The organism is Clostridioides sp. ZZV15-6383 (genome assembly GCF_020657735.1).
GTDB lineage: Bacteria > Bacillota > Clostridia > Peptostreptococcales > Peptostreptococcaceae > Clostridioides > Clostridioides difficile_D.
On sequence record NZ_JAGWCV010000013.1, the window covers coordinates 26,967 to 51,999 of the forward strand.

At 28.2% G+C, this 25,033-nt stretch carries 24 protein-coding genes and 1 riboswitch; of the genes, 21 read left to right on the plus strand and 3 right to left on the minus strand.

The features are described 5' to 3' along the window. Positions 1-139: 139 nt before the first annotated feature. The 5 genes from rph to clpX all read left to right on the plus strand — a co-directional run bounded on the left by rph (position 140) and on the right by clpX (position 5,442). Positions 140-1,489 (plus strand): ribonuclease PH, encoded by a 1,350-nt coding sequence (gene rph, locus KGF42_RS07005; protein ID WP_227822293.1) that lies wholly within the window; start codon positions 140-142, stop codon positions 1,487-1,489. Then, on the plus strand, positions 1,489-1,959 hold the full coding sequence (locus KGF42_RS07010) for a metallophosphoesterase family protein (protein ID WP_054275213.1): 471 nt from the start codon (positions 1,489-1,491) through the stop codon (positions 1,957-1,959). The genes rph and KGF42_RS07010 overlap by 1 nt, the downstream gene beginning before the upstream one ends. Before the next feature lie 193 nt (positions 1,960-2,152). After that, positions 2,153-3,439, plus strand: a complete 1,287-nt coding sequence (tig, locus tag KGF42_RS07015) for a trigger factor (RefSeq protein WP_227826027.1) — start codon at positions 2,153-2,155, stop codon at positions 3,437-3,439. A gap of 149 nt (positions 3,440-3,588) precedes the next feature. After that, positions 3,589-4,173: an ATP-dependent Clp endopeptidase proteolytic subunit ClpP gene (gene clpP / locus KGF42_RS07020; RefSeq protein ID WP_021386274.1), complete on the plus strand. Its 585-nt coding sequence runs from the start codon at positions 3,589-3,591 to the stop codon at positions 4,171-4,173. Positions 4,174-4,191: 18 nt separating this feature from the next. Then, positions 4,192-5,442, plus strand: coding sequence for an ATP-dependent Clp protease ATP-binding subunit ClpX (gene clpX, locus KGF42_RS07025; RefSeq protein ID WP_003417105.1), 1,251 nt, complete (start codon positions 4,192-4,194; stop codon positions 5,440-5,442). A gap of 70 nt (positions 5,443-5,512) precedes the next feature. Here clpX and KGF42_RS07030 read toward each other — a convergent pair whose 3' ends face one another. Both KGF42_RS07030 and KGF42_RS07035 read right to left on the minus strand, forming a co-directional pair. After that, positions 5,513-6,040, minus strand: a complete 528-nt coding sequence (locus KGF42_RS07030; RefSeq protein ID WP_054275210.1) for a chromate transporter — start codon at positions 6,038-6,040, stop codon at positions 5,513-5,515. Further along, entirely contained in the window at positions 6,028-6,540 is a 513-nt protein-coding gene (locus KGF42_RS07035; protein ID WP_003417110.1) for a chromate transporter, read from the minus strand. Before KGF42_RS07035 ends, KGF42_RS07030 begins: the two co-directional genes overlap by 13 nt. A gap of 179 nt (positions 6,541-6,719) precedes the next feature. On the opposite strand from KGF42_RS07035, the gene lon reads away from it, so the two are divergent. Together lon and yihA are read left to right on the plus strand one after the other, a co-directional pair. After that, positions 6,720-9,083, plus strand: a complete 2,364-nt coding sequence (gene lon, locus KGF42_RS07040) for an endopeptidase La (RefSeq protein WP_227822295.1) — start codon at positions 6,720-6,722, stop codon at positions 9,081-9,083. Further along, positions 9,073-9,684: a ribosome biogenesis GTP-binding protein YihA/YsxC gene (gene yihA / locus KGF42_RS07045; RefSeq protein ID WP_227826028.1), complete on the plus strand. Its 612-nt coding sequence runs from the start codon at positions 9,073-9,075 to the stop codon at positions 9,682-9,684. The genes lon and yihA overlap by 11 nt, the downstream gene beginning before the upstream one ends. 365 nt (positions 9,685-10,049) lie before the next feature. On the opposite strand, the gene KGF42_RS07050 is transcribed toward yihA, so the two are convergent. Beyond that, positions 10,050-10,280 carry a hypothetical protein gene (locus KGF42_RS07050; RefSeq protein WP_227822297.1) on the minus strand — a complete coding sequence of 77 codons (231 nt, stop codon included), beginning with the start codon at positions 10,278-10,280 and terminating at the stop codon, positions 10,050-10,052. A 131-nt stretch (positions 10,281-10,411) separates the two neighbouring features. After that, positions 10,412-10,527, minus strand: a riboswitch (FMN riboswitch). Between the two features lie 275 nt (positions 10,528-10,802). On the opposite strand from KGF42_RS07050, the gene KGF42_RS07055 reads away from it, so the two are divergent. The 14 genes from KGF42_RS07055 (at position 10,803) to KGF42_RS07120 (ending at position 25,022) form a co-directional block, all read left to right on the plus strand. Next, positions 10,803-11,882 carry an ATP-binding protein gene (locus tag KGF42_RS07055; RefSeq protein WP_227822298.1) on the plus strand — a complete coding sequence of 360 codons (1,080 nt, stop codon included), beginning with the start codon at positions 10,803-10,805 and terminating at the stop codon, positions 11,880-11,882. Between the two features lie 393 nt (positions 11,883-12,275). Next, entirely contained in the window at positions 12,276-12,956 is a 681-nt protein-coding gene (locus KGF42_RS07060) for a DUF881 domain-containing protein (protein WP_227822299.1), read from the plus strand. Then, positions 12,949-14,328, plus strand: coding sequence for a GspE/PulE family protein (locus tag KGF42_RS07065; protein WP_227826029.1), 1,380 nt, complete (start codon positions 12,949-12,951; stop codon positions 14,326-14,328). The genes KGF42_RS07060 and KGF42_RS07065 overlap by 8 nt, the downstream gene beginning before the upstream one ends. A gap of 171 nt (positions 14,329-14,499) precedes the next feature. Beyond that, positions 14,500-15,585: a type II secretion system F family protein gene (locus KGF42_RS07070; RefSeq protein ID WP_054275203.1), complete on the plus strand. Its 1,086-nt coding sequence runs from the start codon at positions 14,500-14,502 to the stop codon at positions 15,583-15,585. A gap of 53 nt (positions 15,586-15,638) precedes the next feature. Continuing rightward, positions 15,639-15,989: a type II secretion system protein gene (locus KGF42_RS07075; RefSeq protein ID WP_227822301.1), complete on the plus strand. Its 351-nt coding sequence runs from the start codon at positions 15,639-15,641 to the stop codon at positions 15,987-15,989. 53 nt (positions 15,990-16,042) lie between these two features. Continuing rightward, positions 16,043-16,915 carry a pilus assembly protein PilM gene (locus KGF42_RS07080; RefSeq protein WP_227826030.1) on the plus strand — a complete coding sequence of 291 codons (873 nt, stop codon included), beginning with the start codon at positions 16,043-16,045 and terminating at the stop codon, positions 16,913-16,915. Next, positions 16,916-17,359 carry a hypothetical protein gene (locus KGF42_RS07085; RefSeq protein WP_227822304.1) on the plus strand — a complete coding sequence of 148 codons (444 nt, stop codon included), beginning with the start codon at positions 16,916-16,918 and terminating at the stop codon, positions 17,357-17,359. Positions 17,360-17,373: 14 nt separating this feature from the next. Continuing rightward, complete coding sequence (locus KGF42_RS07090; RefSeq protein ID WP_227826031.1) at positions 17,374-17,949, plus strand: hypothetical protein; 576 nt, start codon at positions 17,374-17,376, stop codon at positions 17,947-17,949. A gap of 252 nt (positions 17,950-18,201) precedes the next feature. After that, the gene (locus tag KGF42_RS07095; protein WP_227822306.1) at positions 18,202-19,239 is read left to right on the plus strand and encodes an SEC-C domain-containing protein; all 1,038 of its coding nucleotides are present in this window, start codon (positions 18,202-18,204) and stop codon (positions 19,237-19,239) included. A gap of 80 nt (positions 19,240-19,319) precedes the next feature. Further along, positions 19,320-19,685: a hypothetical protein gene (locus tag KGF42_RS07100; protein ID WP_054275197.1), complete on the plus strand. Its 366-nt coding sequence runs from the start codon at positions 19,320-19,322 to the stop codon at positions 19,683-19,685. Between the two features lie 4 nt (positions 19,686-19,689). Next, complete coding sequence (locus tag KGF42_RS07105; RefSeq protein WP_227822307.1) at positions 19,690-20,007, plus strand: hypothetical protein; 318 nt, start codon at positions 19,690-19,692, stop codon at positions 20,005-20,007. Between the two features lie 47 nt (positions 20,008-20,054). Further along, the gene (locus KGF42_RS07110) at positions 20,055-21,659 is read left to right on the plus strand and encodes an FAD-dependent protein (RefSeq protein ID WP_227826032.1); all 1,605 of its coding nucleotides are present in this window, start codon (positions 20,055-20,057) and stop codon (positions 21,657-21,659) included. A gap of 123 nt (positions 21,660-21,782) precedes the next feature. Further along, positions 21,783-23,411 (plus strand): Na/Pi cotransporter family protein, encoded by a 1,629-nt coding sequence (locus tag KGF42_RS07115; RefSeq protein WP_227822309.1) that lies wholly within the window; start codon positions 21,783-21,785, stop codon positions 23,409-23,411. Positions 23,412-23,672: 261 nt separating this feature from the next. Continuing rightward, positions 23,673-25,022: a glucose-6-phosphate isomerase gene (locus KGF42_RS07120; RefSeq protein ID WP_227822310.1), complete on the plus strand. Its 1,350-nt coding sequence runs from the start codon at positions 23,673-23,675 to the stop codon at positions 25,020-25,022. The last annotated feature ends 11 nt before the right edge of the window (positions 25,023-25,033 follow it).

Here is a 25,033-nt window from a genome sequence, read left to right on the forward strand (position 1 = left end):
AAAACTACTATAATTAATGATAGAATAGTTCAGTAAGCTAATAAGATTATGAAAAATGACAGTACTTAATATTTGACAAAATTAAAAATTATAAAAATAACTTTATAAAATATAAAAAATATAAGAAAGGATATGAAAAATGACCAGAAGTTATGATAGAAGTAACGAACAGATAAGACCTATAAGAATAACTAGAAATTATACAAAGTATGCAGAAGGTTCTGTTCTTATAGAAATGGGAGAGACAAAGGTTATATGCACTGCATCAGTGGAAGACAAAGTACCTCCTTTTTTAAGAAATAGTGGTACTGGATGGATAAATGCTGAATATTCTATGTTACCAAGAGCAACACAACAAAGAAAAATAAGGGATGCATCTAGGGGAAAAATAGATGGAAGAACACAAGAAATACAAAGGTTAATTGGAAGAGCAATAAGGTCTGTTGTAGACTTGAATAAATTAGGTGAAAGAACTATTTGGGTAGATTGTGATGTGATTCAAGCAGATGGTGGAACTAGAACTGCATCTATAACAGGGGCGTTTGTAGCAGTTGCAGAAGCAATATATAAATTATATAAAGCAAAGACAATAAAAGAAATGCCAATAACAAATTTTGTATCTGCAATTAGTGTTGGTATAGTAAATGAAACACACATGCTAGATTTATGTTATGAAGAAGATTCTAAAGCACAAGTAGACATGAATATAATAATGACTGATAAGTGTGAGTTTGTAGAAGTGCAGGGGACTGGAGAAGAGAAACCTTTTTCAAGAAAAGATTTAAATTTATTGTTAGAGTTAGGAGAAAAAGGGAATAAAGAATTAATAAGGGTTCAAAGAGAAGCTTTAGGTGAAATAACAGATGAGATATTAGGTATGGATTATGGTAATGAAGTAGTGATAGCCACTAATAATGCTCATAAACTAGAAGAAATAGGTGAAATTTTAAAAGACTTTGAATATAAAGTATATTCTTTAAAAGATGTTGACCTAGCAGGTATAGAAATAGTAGAGGATGGAAAAACATTTGAGCATAATGCATTGATAAAAGCTAGAACAATAGCTAAAAAGACTAAACTTATAGCTATATCAGATGACTCTGGCTTAGAAGTAGATGCCTTAGGCAAAAAACCTGGTGTTTATTCAGCTAGATATGCAGGAGAACATGCAACAGATGAAGAAAATAGAGAAAAGCTATTAAAAGCTATGCAAAATGTACCAATGAGTAAAAGAAATGCAAGATTCGTCTCTGCAATAGCAGTAGTTTTTCCTGATGGAAAAGAATTTGTAGTAAGAGGAATCTGTGAAGGAATTATAGGGTTTGAAGAAAAGGGTAAAAATGGCTTTGGATATGATAGCTTATTTATAGTAAAGGGATATGATAAGACTTTTGGTGAAATACCTAGTGTTATAAAAAATTCAATCAGCCACAGAGCAAATGCACTAAAACTTATGAAACAAGAGTTTATAAAAAGGGTAGTGAAGTAATGAAAATAGGCATAGTAAGTGATACACATATGATGATTAAAAATATGGAAAAAACAATACCATATTTAAAAGAATGTGACCTAATAATTCATGCAGGAGATAACTTTACAGACTCAAGATATATTCATAGTATGACTAATGTAGGCATTATTGCAGTTAAAGGTAATTGTGACTTTGATGCTGTTGAGGAAGAAGTTGTCTTTGAAGTGGCAAATAAAACTATATTTTTGTGCCATGGAGATAAGTATGGTGTAAAGTATGGAACACATATGTTAGAAAAAAAGGCAACTGAAGTTGGTGCTGATATAGTTATATTTGGTCATACCCATACTCCGTTTAGAGAAGTTAAAGATGGTGTGCTTTACATAAATCCTGGAAGTATTTCACTTCCAAGAGGAGTATCGTATAAAAGTTTTGTTATTATGGAAATGGAAGAAGATGACATAAATATTGAAGAAATACGTATATAAAGGTGTATTTATCTAAAAAAACAGCAAAAAAAGCTCAAAAAATTAAATTTTATCAAATAAGTACAACGATATTAATGGAACACTTGTAAATAAAAAAACTTATGTGATATAATTAAGTGGTTGAATTATAAATAGAATGAATTATGATACCATTATCGGGTATTACATAAATATCACTAGGAGGATTAGAAGGATGAAAGCAGAACTAATTAAAAAAGAGGGTAATAAAGTTACTTTAAAAATAACAGTAGATAACAATAAATTTGAAGCAGCAGTAAATAAGGCTTATAATAAAAGCAGAAATAAATACAATATACCTGGATTTAGAAAAGGTAAAGCTCCAAGAATTGTTATAGAAACTCAATATGGAAAAGGTATATTCTATAATGATGCTATAGAAATATTATTCCCAGAAGTTTATCCAGAAGCTATCAAGGAATTAGATATAGACCCAATAGACAATCCAGATTTAGATATAGAAGAAATAAGTAAAGATAATGGATTAGTTATGGTTCTTAATGTAGAAGTTAAACCAGAGTTTGAATTAGGAAACTACAAGGGTATAGAAATAGCTAAGGTTGAGAATACTGTAAGTGACGAAAATGTTGAAGCTAAACTACAAGAAATGGTTGAAAAAAATGCTAGATTAGTAAGTGTAGAAGACAAAGCTTTAGAAGATGGAGATACAGCTATAATAGACTTTGAAGGCTTTGAAAATGGTGTAGCTTTTGATGGTGGTAAAGGTGAAAATTATAACTTAGTTATAGGTTCAAACACATTTATCCCAGGATTTGAAGAACAATTAGTGGGTAAAAAAGCTGGTGAAGAAGTAGAAGTTAATGTTACTTTCCCAGAAGAATATCACTCACAAGACTTAGCTGGAAAACCAGTTGTATTTAATGTAAAAATAAACGATGTAAAAATAAAAGAATTATCTGCACTTGATGATGAATTTGCTAAAGATACTAGTGAATTCGATACTTTAGAGGAATTAAAAGCAGATGTAAGAGCTAAATTAGAAGAAGAAGCTAAAAATAGAGCAGACGCAGAAACTAGAAATTCAGTAGTAGAAAAAGTTGCTGAAAATACAGAAATAGAAATACCAGAAGTTATGATACAACATCAAATAGATAATATGTTAAACGAACTTAACTATCAATTACAATATCAAGGATTTGGATTACAACAATTACTAGATATGACTGGTAGAACTATGGAAGAATTAAGAGAAGAGAGAAAAGAAGATGCTAAAAAACTAGTTAAGTCTTCTCTAGTATTAGAAGCAATAACTAAAGCTGAAGGAATTGAAGCAACAGAAGAAGAATTTAAAGCTGAGTTAGAAAAAATGGCTTCTACTTACAATATGGAAATAGAAAAAATAGAAGCTTCTTTAAGAGATGCTGACAAAGAAGATATAAAAGGTCAAATAAAAATAAGAAAAACAATAGATTTACTAGTTGAGAATGCAACAATAGCTTAATAAAATAAACGCTAACTAATATAGTTGACGTTATAGAATGTTTAGTATATAATGATTTGCAAATATAATTTAGTTAAATGCGTATAATAATTTACAGTAGCTTACAAAAAGCTACTGTAAATTATATAGAATAAAGGGGGTATGAAACCATGGCATTAGTACCTGTAGTTGTTGAACAAACAGGAAGAGGAGAAAGATCTTATGATATTTTTTCTAGACTATTAAAAGACAGAATAATCTTCTTAGGAGATCAAGTTAACGATGCCACAGCAGGGCTTATAGTAGCACAGCTATTATTCTTAGAAGCTGAAGACCCAGACAAAGATATACATTTATATATAAATTCTCCAGGAGGAAGTATAACTTCTGGAATGGCTATATATGATACTATGCAATACATCAAACCAGATGTAAGTACTATATGTATAGGTATGGCTGCTTCTATGGGAGCATTCTTGCTGGCAGCAGGAGCAAAAGGAAAAAGACTAGCACTACCAAATAGTGAAATAATGATACATCAACCATTAGGTGGAGCTCAAGGTCAAGCAACAGACATAGAAATTCATGCAAAGAGGATTTTAAAAATAAAAGAAACTTTAAATGAGATATTATCTGAAAGAACTGGTCAGCCATTAGAAAAAATTAAAATGGATACTGAACGTGATAACTTCATGAGTGCAATAGAAGCCAAAGAATATGGTTTAATAGATGAAGTATTTACAAAGAGACCGTAGATAGAGAGAGGTGTTAATATGTCTAAATATGAAGAAAAACGACAATTAAAGTGTTCATTCTGCGGTAAAAATCAAGATCAAGTAAGAAGATTAATTGCAGGTCCAAATGTATATATTTGTGACGAGTGTGTTGAACTTTGTGACGAAATTATTCAAGAAGAGATAGAAGATACTATAGATGAAGATACTACATCTTTACCAAAACCAAAGGAAATGATGGAGATTCTAAATGATTATGTAATAGGTCAAGAAAAAGCTAAAAAAGCTTTATCAGTTGCAGTTTATAATCATTACAAGAGAATATACAGTAAAAAATCTAGTAGTAAAGATATAGAAATTCAAAAGAGTAATATACTTTTATTAGGGCCAACAGGTTCTGGGAAGACATTACTTGCTCAAACTCTAGCAAGAACATTAAATGTACCTTTTGCAATGGCAGATGCTACATCATTGACTGAAGCTGGATATGTTGGAGAAGATGTTGAAAATATACTTTTAAAACTTATTCAAGCTGCTGATTTTGATATAGAAAAAGCTGAAAGAGGTATAATATATATAGATGAGATAGACAAGATTGCAAGAAAATCTGAAAATCCATCTATAACTAGGGATGTTAGTGGTGAAGGTGTTCAACAAGCACTTCTAAAAATATTAGAAGGTACTGTTGCAAATGTTCCACCACAAGGAGGAAGAAAACATCCTCATCAGGAATTCTTAAAGATAGATACTACTAATGTATTATTTATATTAGGTGGAGCTTTTGATGGATTAGAGAAGATAATTCAAAAACGTGGTGGAGATAAAACACTAGGTTTTGGAGCTAAAATAGAAAGTAAAAAAGAATTAGATTTAGGTAAGTTATATGAAAAAGTACTTCCAGAGGATTTATTAAAATATGGTATAATACCAGAATTTATAGGAAGAATACCAGTTTTAGCTACTTTAGAATTACTGGATGAAGATGCACTAATGCAGATATTACAAGAACCTAAAAATGCTCTGGTAAAACAATATAAAAAATTATTAGAGTTAGATGATGTTGAGCTAGAATTTGAAGAAGGTGCTCTTCGTGCAATAGCTAAAAAAGCTATAGAAAGAAATACAGGAGCTAGAGGGCTTAGAAGTATAGTTGAAAGTGTAATGATGGAAACTATGTTTGAGGTACCATCTAGAGATAATATAAAGAAGGTTATAGTAACAGAGAAATCTGTGAACGAAGACTCAGTAAATCCTATCATAGTACTTAAGGATCAAGAGGAAAGTGCATAAGATGATGAAAAGGAGCTTTAAAAGCTCCTTTTTTTATGTTAATATGCTAAATATAAATTAGATATCAGTATTATAAAAATGTGAGTAGTATACCTAGAATACCAAAGACGAATACAATTGCAATAGAACCAATTTTTCCTTTATATAAAAGATAAAATGATGCTATAAATGCAATTATTCCATATAAATCCCAATTAACTTCTTTGGCAGATGAAAAAGCTGCTGCTAATATGAATCCTAGAGTAATTGGTCTAAGAACTATCAATAAGTTTTCCACTTTTTTATTGTTTTTGAACTTAGAAAATAACTTTGATATAATAGTTAGACCTATTAACGCAAAAATCGTGACACCAACAGTTGCAGCTAGAGAACCAAAGAAGCCAGCAGTCTTAAATCCTACAAATGTAGCACTATTTATTGCTACAGGACCTGGTGTAGATTGTGATATAGCAAGTAAATCCAAAAATTCTTGATTAGTTATAAGGTGGTATTTAGATATAAATTCTTGCTGAATAAATGGTAACATAGCATACCCGCCACCAAAACTAAATGCTCCTATTTTAAGGAATATTAAGAAGAGTAGTGTTATTTCTGACATAGACTATATACACCTCCTCCAATTATTAAATAAATAGGACTTATATTGAATACACCAACAGATAAAACTGCTATAATTAATAGTAGTATGTTAGTTTTAGACTTTGGCAGTTTCTTAAACATGCTTGTAAAAGAATACAATATAAGAGCTATTACAACAGGCGCAACTCCTTTAAAAAATCCATCTAAAATTTTAGATGATGAATTTTTAAAATACAGATACGATAAGACTAAGACTATACAAAATGATGGTAAAGCAGAACCTAAGGTACATATAAGAACTCCTGGTATACCATAAAGTTTATATCCTAATAATACAGAGATATTAACTGCCAGTACTCCAGGATAACTTTGAGCTATGGATAAATAATCAATAAATTCTTCCTGCTCTAAAAGTTTTTGTTTGTTTACAAGTTCATCTTGTATAAGAGGAACCATAGCGTATCCACCACCAAATGTAAACGCACCAATTTTTAAAAAGGTTAAAAACAATTTCAACATAATAGAAACCTCCAAAAGATAAATAACATCTAAGTATACTAATATTAATATTATATCATAATAAAATAATAATATAGTATGATAGTATTCTAAGAATTTATCATTAATGTTGAAAATTAACTTGTTCGAATATATAATATTAAAAGCAAAATAATTAGACTAGAAAAGGAGTAATGTTGATGGAACAAAATTATACTAAAATAGATCATGAATTACCATTAATTCCTCTAAGAGGATTAGCTATATTTCCATATATGATATTAAATTTTGATATAGGAAGAGAGATATCTCTTAAAGCTTTAGACCAAGCCATGATGGATGAAGAGCTTATATTTTTAACATCTCAGAAAGAAGCTGAGGTAGATGAGCCAGGAGAAGAAGACTTTTATCATGTGGGAACAATCTGTAAAGTTAAACAAATGATAAAATTACCAGGAGATACAGTTCGTGTTTTAGTTGAAGGTGTATCAAGAGGTAGAGTAAAAAAAATAGAACAAGAAGAAGGGTATTTTAGAGCAGTAATAGAAGAAATAGTTTTTGACAGTGATAATCTGGATAGTGAAACAGAGGTTGAAATCGAGGCATTTGTAAGAAATGTATTTGATGCTTTTGAAGAATATATAAATATTGGAAACAGGGTATCTCCAGAAATATTGATATCTTTAGCGGATATAGAAGATGTAGATAGATTTATAGATACAATAGCTGCAAACATATACCTAAAATCAAGTCAAAAGCAAGAAATATTAGAAGAATTTGATATCAAGAAAAGACTTGAACTTATCTATTCTATATTATTAGAAGAAATAGATATATTAAAAATAGAAAAGAAGATAACTTTAAGAGTAAAAAAACAGATGAATAAAGTTCAAAAAGAATATTATCTTAGAGAACAATTAAAGGCTATACAGAAAGAATTAGGTGAAGAAGAAGATATAAATTCTGAAGCAGATGAATATAGAGAAAAACTTAAAAAAATAAAAGCACCTAAGACAACTAAGGAAAAAATAGAAAAAGAAATAGATAAATTTTCAAAGATATCTTCAATGTCTCCAGATGTATCTGTAAGTAGAAACTATTTAGACACTATATTCTCATTGCCATGGAACAAAGAGACAAAAGATAAATTAGATATAACTAAGGCAAAAGATATATTAGATGAAGACCATTATGGGCTAGAGAAAGTTAAAGAAAGAATATTAGAGTATCTAGCTATAAGAACTCTTGCTAAGTCACTTAAAGGTCCTATAATATGTCTAGTTGGACCTCCAGGAACAGGAAAGACATCTATAGTAAAATCAATAGCTAAAGCATTAAATAGAAAATTTGTAAGAATATCTTTAGGTGGAGTTAGAGATGAAGCAGAAATAAGAGGTCATAGAAGAACATATGTAGGCTCAATTCCAGGAAGAATAATTAATGGAGTAAAAGAAGCACAAACAAAAAATCCTGTATTCTTATTTGATGAAATAGATAAAATGGCAGCAGATTATAAAGGTGACCCAGCTTCAGCTATGCTAGAAGTGTTAGACCCAGAGCAAAACAAGGATTTTGTAGACCATTACTTAGAAATACCTTTTGATTTGTCAAAAATACTATTTGTTACAACAGCAAACAGTTTAGGTAATATACCAAGACCATTATTAGATAGAATGGAAATAATAGAAGTATCTGGATATATAGAAGAAGAAAAACTAAATATAGCAAAGAAATATTTACTTCCAAAACAAATTAAAGAACATGCTTTAAAAGAAAACTTTATAAAAATGGATGATGAAACTTTAAGAAGTATAATAAACCATTATACAAGAGAAGCTGGCGTAAGAACATTAGAGAGAACTATTGGTAAAATTTGTAGAAAAATTGCAAAAAAATATGTTGAAGACCCAACTCTTGAAGAAGTTGTTGTAAATAAGTCTGACCTAGAAACATATCTTGGAAAAGACATGTTTAAGTATCAACTTGCAGAAGTTAATCCTCAAATAGGACTAGTAAATGGTCTTGCATGGACAGCAGTAGGTGGAGTTACACTTGAAGTAGAAGTAAATGTGCTTAAAGGTAAAGGGGAAATTGTATTAACTGGAAAACTAGGAGATGTTATGAAGGAATCTGCTAAGACAGGTATCTCTTATATAAGGTCAATAGTAGACAAGTTTGATATAGACCCTGATTTTTATAAGACTAATGATATTCATATACACATTCCAGAAGGGGCTGTTCCAAAAGATGGACCATCAGCTGGTATAACTATGGCCCTTGCAGTAATCTCAGCACTTACTAAAAGACCTGTACCAGGCAATATAGCCATGACAGGAGAGATAACTTTAAGAGGTAGAGTATTAGCAGTAGGAGGAGTTAAAGAAAAATTATTAGCAGCTCATAGAGCTGGTATAACAAAAGTATTAATTCCTAAAGAATGTGAAGCTGATTTAGATGAAATACCAGAAAATGTAAAAGAGAAAATGGAATTTGTACTTGTAGAGCATATGGATGAAGTATTAGAACAAGCTTTATTAAAGAGTGGTGAAAAAAATGAAAATTAGAAGTTCAGAGATAACTATGAGTGCTGTGAATAAATCACAGTATCCAGCAGAAGGTATCCCAGAGATAGCATTGGCTGGTAGGTCAAATGTTGGAAAATCATCAATAATAAACACATTGCTTAACAGAAGAAACTTTGCTAGAACTAGCCAAACACCAGGAAAAACTAGAACTATAAATTTTTATTTAATAAATAATGAGTTTTACTTTGTGGATCTTCCAGGCTATGGATATGCAAAGATAGCTAAGTCTGAAAAAGAAAAATGGGGAGGTATAATGGAAAGGTATCTAGAAAGTAGACAAGAGTTATGTTCTATATTCCTACTTGTAGATATTAGACATGAGCCTACAGCAGACGATAAGCTTATGTACGAATGGATAAAGCACTTTGGATATAACTGTGTAGTTATTGCAACTAAGGCAGATAAAATATCTAGAGGACAATATCAAAAACACATAAGTATAATAAGAAAAAAATTACAAATGGAAAGTAGCGAAAAAGTAATTCCTGTTTCTTCGTTAAAAAAGACTGGTGTTGAAGAACTCTGGGAAGAAATTGTAAATCAATACAATCAACATGGATATGATATAACAGTAGATTAAATCTAGAATGTTAAATGTTGATATAAAATTTATTTGAATAATAAATATAATATAATAGTAAGTTAGTTTTAATTGTATCAATATTAAAATATAGGATGCCTCAAAATGGCTTTAATGGTCATTTTTTGGCATCCTTATTGTTTATAAACAATGAAAATCAGTAATTTGTTGCTAAATATTAATAAAATCTAGTAAAGTATAGTAAAATTAGTATAAATTGGCTTAATTAAAAAATTATTGACTTGTATAGTCATCAATAAATCATAGTTAAGAAATAGATTTATCTGTTTTTCTCATAAATAAAATAGTTAATATAAGTCCTATAAAGCATACTGCTGCTGCAATCCAATAAGATTGATTGCTAGCTATAACATAGGCTGATGTATGACTTTTAAACTTTTGATTGTATGTAAGGCTTTGTGCAAAAAACCACTAAAAAATGCTGTTCCAAGAGCAAATGACAAATTACGAACAGTTGCAAGAAAACTGCCTCCATATCCTTTTTCATTTGCGGGGAATGCATTAGAAACTATACCAAGTCCAGTTGCCATTAAAATACTTGCTCCAACTGCTTGAAATATTCTTGAAGAAATCAATGTTGATTAAACAACAAAAAAAGCACCTACATCTTAGGTACCTTGAATGTGTCTAATTTCATGAATAAATACGGTAGTTGAAGGATTTGTATAGATTGCTCATGTAAAATTACATAAAGATACTCATATACTATTTTCTTCTACCATCCAGATTTTACTGTCGGCTTTGGAATCTGACCAAATTATGCCATAAGGCTCGTGGGCTTTTACCGCCGATAGGGAATTTCGCCCATTTCTGAAGAAAAACAGATGTGTTTTGTAATATTATTTTAACATAAAATTAGAATAGAGACAATTGGATTTAAGTAATATGCAGCTATATTAAAATACAAACACTTAAATTATATTTATAGATAAAATCTAAATCATATTATGAGAATCTATAGTAATTAGATAAGATTAACATGTTATTAGTATTAGATAATAAGTTTTAGATTTATCAAAAGCATAAAGCTGTAACAAAACTCGTATAATATTAATATCTTAATTAAGAGATATTGTAAATTATGAGGAGGCGTTAATATGGAAGGAAAGGTAAAGAAGGCATTTCCGGGTGGAAACACATCACAAGGCTCATATTCTTTTTTTGACTATATAATTCCTGAAAATGTAAAAAGAGTTTTTTGCTTAAAGGGTGGACCTGGAGTAGGAAAATCCTCACTTATGAAAAAAATTTATAAAGAATTTTTGCATAGAGGATACGACATTGATTTATATCACTGCCCTTCTGACCCAAGTTCGTTGGATGGTTTAGTTATAAAGAAATTAGGCGTGGTACTTATGGATGCAACTGCTCCACATACTATGGACCCAAAGCTACCTGGAGCTTTGGATGAAATAATTAATTTAGGCGATTACTGGAATACAGAAGAGTTAGAAAAAAATAGACAAGAAATATTAATTTACGATAAAGATATTAGTAATTCATTTAAAAGAGCCTTTAAGTTCTTAAAGTCGGCAGAACCAATCTTTAGAGATATAGAGGAAAAATATTCTGATTGTATGGATTATGGTAAGGTGAATCTACTTACAGAAGAATTTATAAAAAAATTGTTTGATGGAGTTGAAAGTACAGGAAATTTAAAAAGAGAAAAGCATTTATTTGGTTCAGCTATAACTCCTGTAGGGTGTTTGGATTATACAGAAAACATTTTAAAAGACGTAAAGAAGGTTTATTATTTAGCTGGAGAAATAGGAACTGGGAAGACTACACTATTAAACAAAGTATATAAGAAAGCTATTGAAAAAGGTCTAAATGTAGAAGTTTATCATTATCCACTTATTCCAGAGAAAATTGAAACTGTACTATTAACTGACCTAGATATAGGCATAACTATAAGCACAACTTTTAAAGACGAAGATGTGATTGATTTAAATCAATTTTTAAATAGAGAAAAATTACTTAAATACGAAGAAGATATTAAATTTGATGAAAAAGTTTTAGATGATTTAATTTGTTGGGCAGTGTTAAATCTTAAGAGAGCTAAGTCTAAACATGATATTATAGAAAGTTACTATAGCCCTAATATGAGATTTGATGAAGTTGGAAAGTTAAGAGACAAACTAGTTAAAAGAATTTTAAAATATGAGGAAAACTTATAAACACATATGTTTAAAATGAATGTTGATTATAATATAATTTTTAGTAAATTGGTGTAGCTTTGAAGCTATGCCATTTTACTTTTTTTGATAAAAATAATTATTAATAATCCCTAAAGCACTTATTTGTTTTTTCATGATTATTATCTTCTTTTCTAATTTATGTTTTTTTATAATATCACAACAATGTTTATTGAAAGTTTATATATAATTTTAAGAACATCTAAAAATACATATTCGATATTGGTAAATTAGTGATAGGAGTTCGATGTATGATATTATATACTAAAGATGAATTTTAATATATAACTTTGATATAATAAGCATATGTAAATGTTTAATATTTGATTAAAGAAAATTATCATATAAAAATAAATTTGTAAGGAGCAATACAGTATGAAAAAACAATATGTGTTTATAATACTAGCAAGTACTCTTTTAGGTATACTTGTTGGAACCATATTTAGAGATTATAGAAATGAAGAAACAGTTTATACAAGTAAGGATAAGTCAATAAGAAAAGAAATAAAGATGACAAGAAAATCTATAAAAGAATTAACAAAAGAAAAAGTCAAGTTAGATAAAGAAATTAATTCAATAAAAAAAAATCAAAAAAATTCTGAAGAAATATCAGAAATAGAAACTCTTAGAGATAGTCTATCATATTCAGATGTGAAAGGTAGCGGAATAATATTAAGTATAGATGCTATAGATGAAAAAACAGGGAACATAGCTAATAGTATAGACTATAATAAAATTCTTGTAAAAGTTATAAACGAGTTAAAATTAAATGGAGGAAAGTACATAGAAATAAATGGTCAAAGAATTAATCAGTATTCAGAAGTTGTACTTGCAGGAAGCCATATAAATATAAATGGAGTTCCTGTAGCACAACCATATGAAATAAAGTGTATTGGGGATAAATATAAGCTATCTAGTTATGTAGATAAAGGTAGCAAGTATTTAGACAGCATACAAACTACTTATCCAATGAAAATAAGCATAAAAACTGAAGAAAATATCTCTATAAAAAAGATGAATATACCTAATAAATTAAAGTATATAAAGGGTGATTAAGATTATATTAGAGGAAAGCAGTTTACCAATGTTAATACCAGAAAAACTTGCAAAAAAATATAATGTGTTTCCAGTGGAATTTCAAGATGATAATTTAGTTGTAGAAATAGAAGATGAAGATATATATGCTCTACAGGATTTGAGATTAGCCACAGGTAGAGAAATTATATTGAAAAAGGAGAAAAAAGAACTTATAAGTGAGAAGATTGAAAAATATTACAATAGCTTTGAACTTGATGAGGATTATGCAAAAAAATTATTTGAAAATCTTTTAGAAAAAGCTATAAAAGAAAACGCAAGTGATATACATATAGAACCATTTAAAGAGCATTTAATAGTGAGGATGAGAGTAGATGGAGAACTAAAGGAAGTGTCAAAGTTTTTAATTGATGTCTATCCATCATTATCTACAGTTGTAAAGTTGAAAGCTTCAATGGACATAACAGAAAAAAGGCTTCCTCAAGATGGTAGAGTGGATATAAAGTTAGGTGGTAATCTAATTGACATTAGAGTTTCATCAATACCAACTGTATATGGTGAAAAAATTGTTTTGAGAATACTCAATAGAGATACTTTTTTAAAAGACAAACTAGAACTTGGCTTTTCAGAGGAAGCTATAAAATCTATAAATCGTATAATAAATAAAAAAGCAGGAATATTATTAGTGACAGGTCCTACAGGTAGTGGAAAGACTACAACAGTATATTCCTTATTAAATGATTTAAAAGGTATAAATAAAAATATAATGACTATAGAAAATCCTGTAGAGTATAAGATGGATGGTATAAGTCAGATTCAAGTAAATTCAAAAGTAGGCTTAAGCTTTGATGTGGGTCTTAGAGCGATATTAAGACAAGACCCAGATATAATAATGGTTGGAGAAATAAGAGATGCAGAAACAGCTAAGATAGCTGTAAGGGCAGCAATAACAGGTCATTTGGTTATAAGTACTTTACATACTAATGATGCAGTGTCTTCCATAGCTAGATTATTGGAAATGCAAATACCACCATATCTTTTAAATGCTTCTCTTATAGGTGTTATATCTCAAAAATTGGTTAGAAAAGTTTGTAATCATTGTAGTCATGAGATTGTGATAAGAGATGATTTTAGTGGAGATGTAAATACTAAAGTGGCTGTAGGTTGTGAAAGATGCAATGATAAAGGATACTTTGGAAGAACAGCAATTTATGAAATCTTAGAAATCAATGATGATATAAAGACATGTATAAGAAATATGGAAGATTCTAGTACTGTTAAGGAAGTGGCACAAAACAATGGAATGATAACATTTGAAGATAGTTGTAAAAGATTAATAAATGAGAAAATAACGACACTAGAAGAATGTTTAGTCGTAAATGAAATGATTTAACTGAATTGTATAGTTAAACTTCATTTAGACAGTTGGACTTTATTTAATATATTTTAATTAAAATGTTTGAGTATAAATTATATTCAAGTGAAATAAAATTAAATTCATTAAATTAGAAAATATTAAGTTTATTTAATTGTAATTAATATAATTTGGAAGGTATTATAGTACATGAGATTATCTAAAAGTATATTTTATAATTTAGAAAAGTTTTACTTAGTATTAAATAGAATTAGCGATAAAGAAGTTAGGGTAATTTGCAAAGAGATAGGCATATTATTGGAATCTGGATGTGAAATTACAAAGATATTTGAAATCATTGAGAGTCAGTCTAGTAAAAAAGTAAAAAAATTGCTTAATATAGTATCAAATCATATCCAAAAAGGTAACTCAATATCAGAATCATTTCAAATAACAGGTACATTTTCTAAGTTTTTTATAAGTATGGTAAAAGCAGGAGAAACTAGTGGAAACTTAGATATAATAATGAGTGATTTATCTAATTATTATGATAAAGAATACAAATTAAAAACAAAAGTAGTAACTATTTCAATCTATCCAATAATACTCATAGCATTATCTATCATATCAATGATATTTATATTCATATTTGTAATACCTAATTTTCAGGTGGTTTTTGCCAGCAATGGAATTGAACCACCTTTAATAACTAAAGTTTTAATGGAAATGTCTACAATAGTTACAAATAACTTAGGTTATTTGACATTTAGTTTTATATTGTTTTTAATAGGGGCTATTTATTTTCTTATAACAAATAATAGTGTAAAAAGGTTGATTAATTCATTGAAATTCAAGTTACCTTTTGTAAGAAGAATTAATCAGCTAGTAGCTACAACAAGATTTTCAAGAGCATTGTCTATTTTGATTAGTAGTGGAATACAAATTGTGGAAGCTATAGACATGTCAGCAAGTGTTATAGATAATGAATTTATTTATGAAAGACTAAAGATTTCTAATAATTATATAAAAAAGGGAAATGGTATAGGTAAGTCTTTGAATCTAGCAAATATTTTTCCGAAATTATTCATTTCAATGGCAAATACAGGAGAGGAAAGCGGGAAGCTAGATAAAAGTCTAGATGTAATAAATAAATTTTATGAAAATGAATTAAATAACAAAATAGAGCAAATAATGAAATTTATAGAACCTATGTTAATTGTATTTATGGGGTTAATTATTGGAACTTTTATTTTGGCAATGGTTATTCCTATGTTTGATGCAATTACTAGTTTTTAGGATAAAAAATAAATTTTATTAGACAATACTTTTGAAAAGGAGAGAATATTTAATTGATAAATAAAAAACGAAAGGGATTTACACTTGTTGAAATGATTGTGGTGGTAACAATTTTAGGAGTTATATCTAGTATAGCATTAGTTAAGTACAGTAAGGTCCAAGAAAGTGCTAAACTAAATGCAGACTACACGAATGCTGCTAATATAGTAACAGCAGCTAGCATGGCAATTAATGATGATGAAAAGATAGCAGAATCGCTAAGTGTAGAGTCATTAAAGGAAAAGGGATACTTGAATACTGTTCCAGTTCCTCAAAGTACATCAGGTAAATTTGAACTTGTTATAAGTGCTAGTGGAACGGATATAAGTGTAAATATAAATTCTAAACAATTTTATCCAAGATAGTATTTTATATTGATTGTTATAAATTTTAAAATTTATTTTTATTTGAGAAGGAGATGGCTATAATTAAAAAAATTTTAAATTTAGAAATAAATGATGATTATATAAGGCTTGTATTTTTAAGAAAAAATCATAAAAAAGTTTTTATAGATAAATCAATTATAAAAGAGATTAACTTTAATATAAAAAATGATAGTAACTCAGCTGTAAATATTAAATACATAGAAGATGTCGTTAGACTTGTAAAAGAGGAGGTAGGTAAATCAAAAATATCATATAAAAATTTATACTTTAACCTTCAAACTCAAGATATAGTCATTAGGAATATTGAAGTTCTAGATACTAAGAAAAAAAGAGATATATTAAATATGATTGAATTTGAAATAACACAATACATTCCAATAAACATAAATAACTATTCAATAAAATATAAAGTTATAAATGCCACCAATGACAAATTGAATGTACAAGTAATTCTTTTTCCAAAAAGTATTATTCAATTAATTAAAAACATTTCAGAAAGTCTAAATATGAACCCAAAAGTTATAAATATAAATTTTGATATACTACAAAAGCTTATAAATTTAAATTTGATAGAGAAATTTTCAGCAGAAGGAGTATTCATAGAATGTAAAAAAAATCAGTTCATTATAAATATAACGAAAGGTAAAAAAATAGAAGAAACATACTTACTATCAAAAGAAATAAAATCCTATGAATCAGTAAGAAAGCTATTAAGTAGCTTTAAGTACATTTATTACTATGGTATAGAAAATAATTTTATTGAAGAGTACTTTAAAGGTACAGATAAGTCTATTAAAATAAATCCATTGAGGTTAAATGATAAAGTAAGAGTAGAAAATAATTTTGATACAGAGTTAGAAGATAGTAGTATAAATTATATAAGCAGTATAGGAATGATTATTTAAATGAAAGTATATAAAACAATAAATTTTCTTAATGGATTGAAAAAAACTAAACCATGTAATAAGGTATATAAAGTAATGATAGTATTAATTTTAACATGTATTTTATTTAAATCGTTTATGTATGTGAAATCTATAAATGAACTTGAAAATTATATAAATCAAAATAAGTTAGTAAATGAAGCAAAACGTACTGTACCAACAACAGTAAAAACTAGGGAGAAATTTTCTAAAATAAAACTTAATGAAATAAAAAAAATATATGAAATAGTTGGAATACATAATATTACTCGGATATCAATAGATAAAAACAAGCTGGAAATGGAAGGTGTATGTAATGATTTAGATGTTTTAGACAATCTAAGGAAAATAAAGTATATAAAATATTATTACATAGATAGTATTGTAAGAAAAGGAGAATTTTACAAGTTTAGAATAAAAAGTTAGATGGGTGATTATTTTTGAGATTAAATAATAGAGAAAAAAATCTACTTAAAATATTGTTAATATTAAATACTATATTAGTAACTAATATAGTATTAAGCCCTTTAGAAGAAAATTTAGATAGCTTGAAGAAAGAAAAACAAAATATAATAAATAGGCAAGATAATTATCAAATAAAGGATAATAAGTATAGAGATGATAAATATATAGAAAATGTTGAATTAAATGGAAATGAAGAATTGAAAAATAATTTTAATAGTTCATTTTTAGATAAAAAAACAAATAAAGATATGGTGTTATTAGTAGAAAATGGACTGAGAAATATTGTGAATATAGAATATATTAATCAAGAAAGTAATTTAGATAATCATAATAAAAAACAAGTTAATTTAGAAATAAAAGTTAATGGAGAACTTGAAAATGTGTTGAAACTTGAAGATGTACTGAAGAATTTAAAGATAAACAATAAACTTGAAAAGATAGAAATCAACAAATTAAAAATGAATAATTTTGATACTCAAAATATTTCTAATGAATATAAACAAGAAAAAGACAATATTGTTGAATGTAAAATGACAATTAGAGTCATATAACAAAAAAGAATAGATAAAGTAAAAAACTATTATCAATTAATAAAATTTTATAGAGGAATTAGTTTTACGATAATCCATTTCTACAAGAGGGATTGTTAGTGATTTTATCGAAATCCTAATTAAAGTTAATATATTGTACCAAAATATAAGTGAATTTAAGAGAATATTTACTTATACTATAGATTGATTAATAAAAAAATGGTATAATAACAAATTGTACTTTAATTTAATAATAAGGGAGTGGAAGTCATATTGTTAGGGAGAAATGAGCTATGCCCTTGTGGAAGTGGCAAAAAATACAAGAAATGTTGTTTAAATAAAGATATTGTTTCAGAAAGAGCATGCAGAAAAACTGAACTTTCACAAAAACAATATATAGATTTATATTCAAAGTTATATGATTATTCAAGACAGAATAAGTTTAAAGACGAATGTGAAAAAGCTAAAGAAATGTTTTATATAATGCAAAATGATAGTGTAAATGAAAAATTTGAAAGATTTTTTAATACTTATTTAATACAAGACCACATAATGGAAAATAAAAAGGTTATGACAGTTGGTTTTCTTGAAGAAAATGGTGCAAACTTAAGTCAATCAGAAGTATCAATATTAAAAAGTCTATTTGAATCATATGTAAGTATCTATGAAGTAAAAGAAGTCTCTGTTGGAAGAATAGTCTTAAAAGATTGTTTAAGTGGAAATGAACTTTACACAGAAGATGTAAAACTTCTAAGAGGCTTTAAAATCGGAAGTTGTATGATAGCTAGAACAGTTGATATTGAAGGAACTAACATACTGATAGATGTAACTATAAGTATATCAAATGAAGTTAAAGACATAATTTTAAAGGATATTATGAATTTATTCAATCAATATCAAGATGTATACAAGGATATGAAGACTTTCTTAATTTATCATACACATATACTATACAAGTATATACAACAGCTTTTAGACCCAAGTATAGCTGAATACTTAAAGAGAGAAAGAGATAAGAATGATACAAAAGTTAATTCAGAAAATAAATTAGCTGAAGGAGAATGTAAAGTTTTAGATACTCTTAAAGAAAATGTAGAAAAAGAAAATATAGAAGCATGTATAGAGTTTTGGAATGAATATAAGAAAAATCACGAAAATATAAAAGGAGCTGAAAATGGTTGGGCAGCTGCTGTTGAATATTATGTTAAGAAAGAAGCAGGACAACCCATAACTCAAGTACAAATATCAAAGAAATATGATATAAGTTCTAGTACACTAGGAAAGAGATACAAAGATTTAAAAATATCTTAATTAATTATAAAAAGCTTTAAGTCATAGATAAAGAATCTATAGTATAATATATGTATAATGTTTAGAAAGAGGTATTAATAATGAGTCTTAGTTTAGGAAATGCAATTGCTGTATCAACGAACTTTATAAAATCTAACCCAGCGGTACCTGTGTACAATGGAGAAGAAATATACGCAGTTATTTATCATATAGAAATAGGATATAACAATGGTGTATCACCTGATACCAAACAATATATAATAATAGACTATAAAGAGTTTGATTTATCTATGGATAAAAAAAATGAACTAATAGAAATTGCTAAAGAGTACTGTAAATCTAAAGGTATTGTAGAAAACGAAAATCTTGAAATAAATCTTTTAGATAATGAAGAAGCAGAAAATTTCTTAGAAAAAGTATTTAATAACATGAAAGTTATAAGAGGTCTTATAACTAAAAGAGGATAAATAAATGGACTATGTAGGAATAGAAAATATAACACCTTATGAAAATGTGTATGAATTTAATGTGTATAAATATGATGATGAAATTACCTTAGGTAGTGAAGAATTATATGTGTGTGAATTAAGGGTTGTATTAATTAAAGTTAATTCTCTGTATGTAAAAAGATTGAATAAGTCAGTTGAAGCAATGGTCTTAGTAAAAAACTTGAAAAAAGATTTAGATAAAGCACTTGTTGTAAACAAAATAAAGAATTTTGTGCTAGACGAGATTTGGGTAGAAAATCTAGTAAAAGAGAATATAGAAGTTATATTTGTAGAAAGCTAGGAATAACCCTAGCTTTTTTATATTACAATCTAAGAGAGGAAAACAATATGTTAAGAGTATCTAATATAAAACTTGGAATCGATAAAGATATATCTTTATTAAAAGATATTGTACTTAAGAAGCTAAGAATAAAAGAAAAAAACTTAGTCAAATATAGTATATATAAAGAATCTATAGATGCTAGAAAAAAAGGAAAAATGGAGTTTGTTTATTCTGTAGATGTAGAAGTTAAAGATGAAAATAAAATACTCAGCTCAAAAATAAAAGATGTAACAAAAATAAAGGAAACTAGATATGTAAATGTAACCATGGGTGATAAGAAATTAAAGAATAATCCTTTGGTAATTGGTAGTGGACCAGCTGGTTTGTTTGCAGGTTTGATTTTAGCTCAAATGGGTTATGAACCAATCATACTTGAAAGAGGTCTTGATGTAGACAATAGAACTAAAGATATAAGTGATTTTTGGACAACTAGAAAATTTAAAAATAATTCAAATGTTCAGTTTGGAGAAGGTGGAGCAGGAACTTTTTCAGATGGTAAACTTACAACTAGAATAAAAGATATACGATGTAGAAAAGTATTAGAAGAATTGGTTCAGTTTGGAGCACCAGATGAAATATTATACTCACATAAGCCACATGTTGGAACAGATATATTAAAAAATGTAGTTAAAAATATAAGAAATGAAATAATAAATCTAGGTGGTCAACTTAGGTTTAATTCAAAAGTGACAGATATAGTTGTATCAAATGATTCTATACAATCTGTAATAATAAATGATACTGAAAAAATAGATACAGATACGATTATATTAGCCGTCGGACATAGTGCAAGAGATACTTATGAAATGTTGCATTCAAGAGGTGTAAAAATAATTCAGAAACCTTTTGCAATAGGAGCTAGAATTGAGCATCCACAAGATTTAATAAATAAAGCACAGTATAAGGAGTTTTATAACCATCCTAGATTAGGAGCTGCTGATTATAGACTTATAGAGCATGTTTCAAATGGAAGAACAGCATATACTTTTTGTATGTGTCCAGGAGGCAGTGTCATAGCATCTGCATCAAATGATTTTGAAATAGTTACAAATGGTATGAGTGAACATGCAAGAGATAAAGTAAATGCAAACAGTGCATTCTTAGTAAATGTAACTCCAGAAGATTTTAATAGTGATAATCCACTAGCAGGTGTAAATTTCCAACAAAAATATGAAAAATTGGCTTTTGAATTAGGTGGAAAAAATTATAATGCACCAGTCCAGCTTGTCGGAGATTTTATCAATAATAAAACTTCTACAAATTTAGGAAGTGTTGAGCCATCATATAGACCCGGATATACACTTACAAATTTAAGCGAATGTTTGCCTAGCTTTGTAACAGATACTATGAGAGAAGCATTCATATCTCTTGATAAAAAATTGAACGGATTTGCAATGTATGATGCTGTTTTAACTGGAGTAGAAACTAGGTCATCATCACCAATAAGAATAGTAAGAGATGAAAATACTTTAGAATCAATAAGTGTTAAGAATTTATATCCATGTGGTGAAGGTGCTGGATATGCAGGTGGAATAGTCACAGCAGCAGTTGATGGTATAAAATGTGCAGAAAAAATAATACAAAAATACACTAATAATACAAAAATTTAACATAAACTTAATGATTTTTTAATATTTAACATGAATTTAACATTATAGCTCCTATAATTTGATAAAATACAATAGGTTATAAAATTTTTAGATACAGTAATCTCTTTACAAGGAGGAAATAATTTGAACATTATAATAAGTCTAATGGGTGGATTAGGTCTGTTCTTATATGGTATGAACCTTATGGGAGAAGGTCTTCAAAAGTCTGCTGGGACAAAGCTAAAAAAGATAATAAAATTACTTACTAGTAACCTATTTATGGGAGTTTTGGTAGGTACAGGAGTTACAGCAGTAATACAAAGTTCAAGTGCTACTACTGTAATGGTTGTTGGTTTCGTAAACGCTGGAATAATGACTTTAAAACAGGCAATTGGGGTTATAATGGGTGCTAACATAGGTACTACTGTTACAGCCCAATTGGTATCTTTTGACTTAACTGGGATGGCTCCAGTAGCATTAGGTATAGGTATCATACTTTATTTATTTGGAAATAAGCCTAGGATAAAAAATATAGCCGAAATACTTATAGGTTTTGGTATATTATTTACAGGTATGGATTTTATGAAGATGGCAGTGGAACCATTAAGAGATTATCAAGGGTTTACTGATTTACTTGTCACATTTGGTAGATATCCACTACTTGGATTATTATTGGGATTTGGTATTACAGCAATAATACAAAGTTCAAGTGCATCTATGGGTATGTTAGTTGCGTTGGCAGCAGAAGGTCTAGTACCATTATCAGCAGCGCTACCAATTCTTTATGGCCAAAATATTGGTACATGTGTAACTTCACTGTTATCGAGTATTGGTGCCAACAAAAATGCACGAAGAGCAGCTATGATGCATCTAATCTTTAATGTTTTAGGAACTGTGATATTCTTAATATTATTGAATAAACCAGTAGTAAGCTTGGTTACAAGTTGGGACCCAAGTAATGTTGCAAGACAAATAGCTAATACACATACATTGTTTAATATAATATCTGTCTTAATACTTTTACCATTTACAAGTCTTATCATAAAACTAGCTATAAAACTTGTTCCTGATAAAGTAGGTGACATAGATGAAGATGAAACTAAAACTATTAAATATATAGACGATAGAATGATAGAAACTCCTTCTATAGCTCTTGCAAATACAATAAAAGAAGCACTTCGTATGGGTGAAAAGGCTAAGGAAAGTTTAAATGCATCTATGGAAGCTTTAGTAGAACATTCAACCGAAAAAATAGACAAGACATATAGACGAGAGAAATTAATCAATGATTTACAAAAAGCAATTTTGAATTATTTACTTAAACTTTCAAAAGCTCCTTTAGATGATGATTCAAGAGAAGTTGTAGATACCTTGTTTAATACAGTCAATGATATAGAGAGAATTGGTGACCATGCTAAAAATATAGCTGAATTATCACAAGTTGCAATAGATTCAAATATTTCTTTCTCTGAAGAGGGACAATCTGAACTTGATGTTATGTATAATAGAGTTGTTTCAGCATATACTTATGCATTAGAATCAATGAGAGCTGATAATGTAGATTTGGCTTGTAAAGTTATAAAAATTGAAGAGCAAGTTGATATAATGGAGAAATCTTGTAGAGCTAATCACATGTATAGATTGAACAATAATTTATGCAGTATAGAAAATGGCGTTATTTATTTAGATGTAATAAGTAATCTAGAGAGAATATCTGACCATGCCGTCAACATAGCACAACAAGTTATAGCGAAGAGATTAGGTAATGATTAAAAATAATTAATTTAAAATAATATAAGAATTAAATTAGAAAATAAATAAAAAGAAATTCTAAATCATATGTTTAGAGTTTCTTTTTTGTAATTTATTTAATTAAAAATTTATAATTTATAGATAGTTATAATATTTAGAAGAATCGATTTCCTAACAATGAATAATGATGTATGTATGATTTTGTGGTAAATTTTTAAAAAAAATACCCATATTTTGTGTTATAATCTCTTTAAAACGAATATGCTGAAAAGAGGGATTTAAATGGGAAAAATAAATTTTGATTATAGTAGAGCTACAGAGTTTTTTTGTCAAAACGAAATAGATGTCATGCAACCATATGTAGATGTTGCACACGACATGTTACATAATAAAACTGGCTTAGGAAATACTTTTTTAGGATGGGTAGACCTTCCTAAAAATTATGATAAGGAAGAGTTTGATAGAATAAAAAAATCTGCTGAAAAGATAAAATCAGACTCAGATGTTCTTTTAGTAATAGGCATAGGAGGTTCTTATTTAGGTTCAAGAGCTGCTATAGATATGGTAAGTCATTCTTTTAGAAATGGACTTAAAAAAGAACAAAGAAAGGCTCCAGAAGTATATTTTGTAGGACATAATATAAGCTCAACATACATTATGGATTTATTAGATATAATTGAAGGAAAGGATATTTCTGTAAATGTAATATCTAAATCAGGGACTACTACAGAACCAGCTCTTGCTTTTAGAATATTTAAAGATTATTTAGAGAAAAAGTATGGTAAAGAAGAAGCGAGAAAGAGAATTTATACAACAACAGATTCAAGTAAAGGTGCACTTAGACAGTTAGCTACAGAAGAAGGGTATGAGACTTTTGTAATACCAGATGATGTAGGTGGTCGTTTCTCTGTATTGACAGCAGTTGGATTACTTCCTATTGCTGCTGCAGGACTTGATATTGATGCTATGATGAAAGGTGCAAATGATGCTAGAGAAGCATTTCAAAATCCTGATTTAAAAAATAATGATAGTTATAGATATGCTGTTGCTAGAACAATTTTACATAGAAAAGGAAAAGATGTAGAACTATTGGTTAACTACGAACCTCAATTACATTATGTAAGTGAGTGGTGGAAACAGCTTTATGGAGAAAGTGAAGGGAAAGAAAATAAAGGTTTATTCCCTGCTTCTGTAGATTTCTCAACAGATTTACATTCTATGGGGCAATACATACAAGATGGAAAAAGAATCTTATTTGAAACAGTACTTAATGTTGAAAACTGTAAGAGAAATATAACTATAGATTCAGAGGAAGTAGATTTAGATGGTTTAAACTATCTAGCAGGTAAGACTGTAGATTTTGTTAATCATAAAGCTTTTGAAGGAACTCTATTAGCTCATACAGATGGAAAAGTACCTAATTTAGTAATAAATATACCTCAATTAGATGAGTATAATTTTGGATATTTAGTGTATTTCTTTGAAAAAGCTTGTGGAATAAGTGGATATTTATTGGGAGTTAATCCATTTGACCAGCCAGGAGTAGAAGCTTATAAGAAAAATATGTTTGCTTTACTAGGAAAACCAGGTTATGAAAAAGAAAAGGAAGAATTAGAAAAAAGACTTAAATAATTTTAAATAGT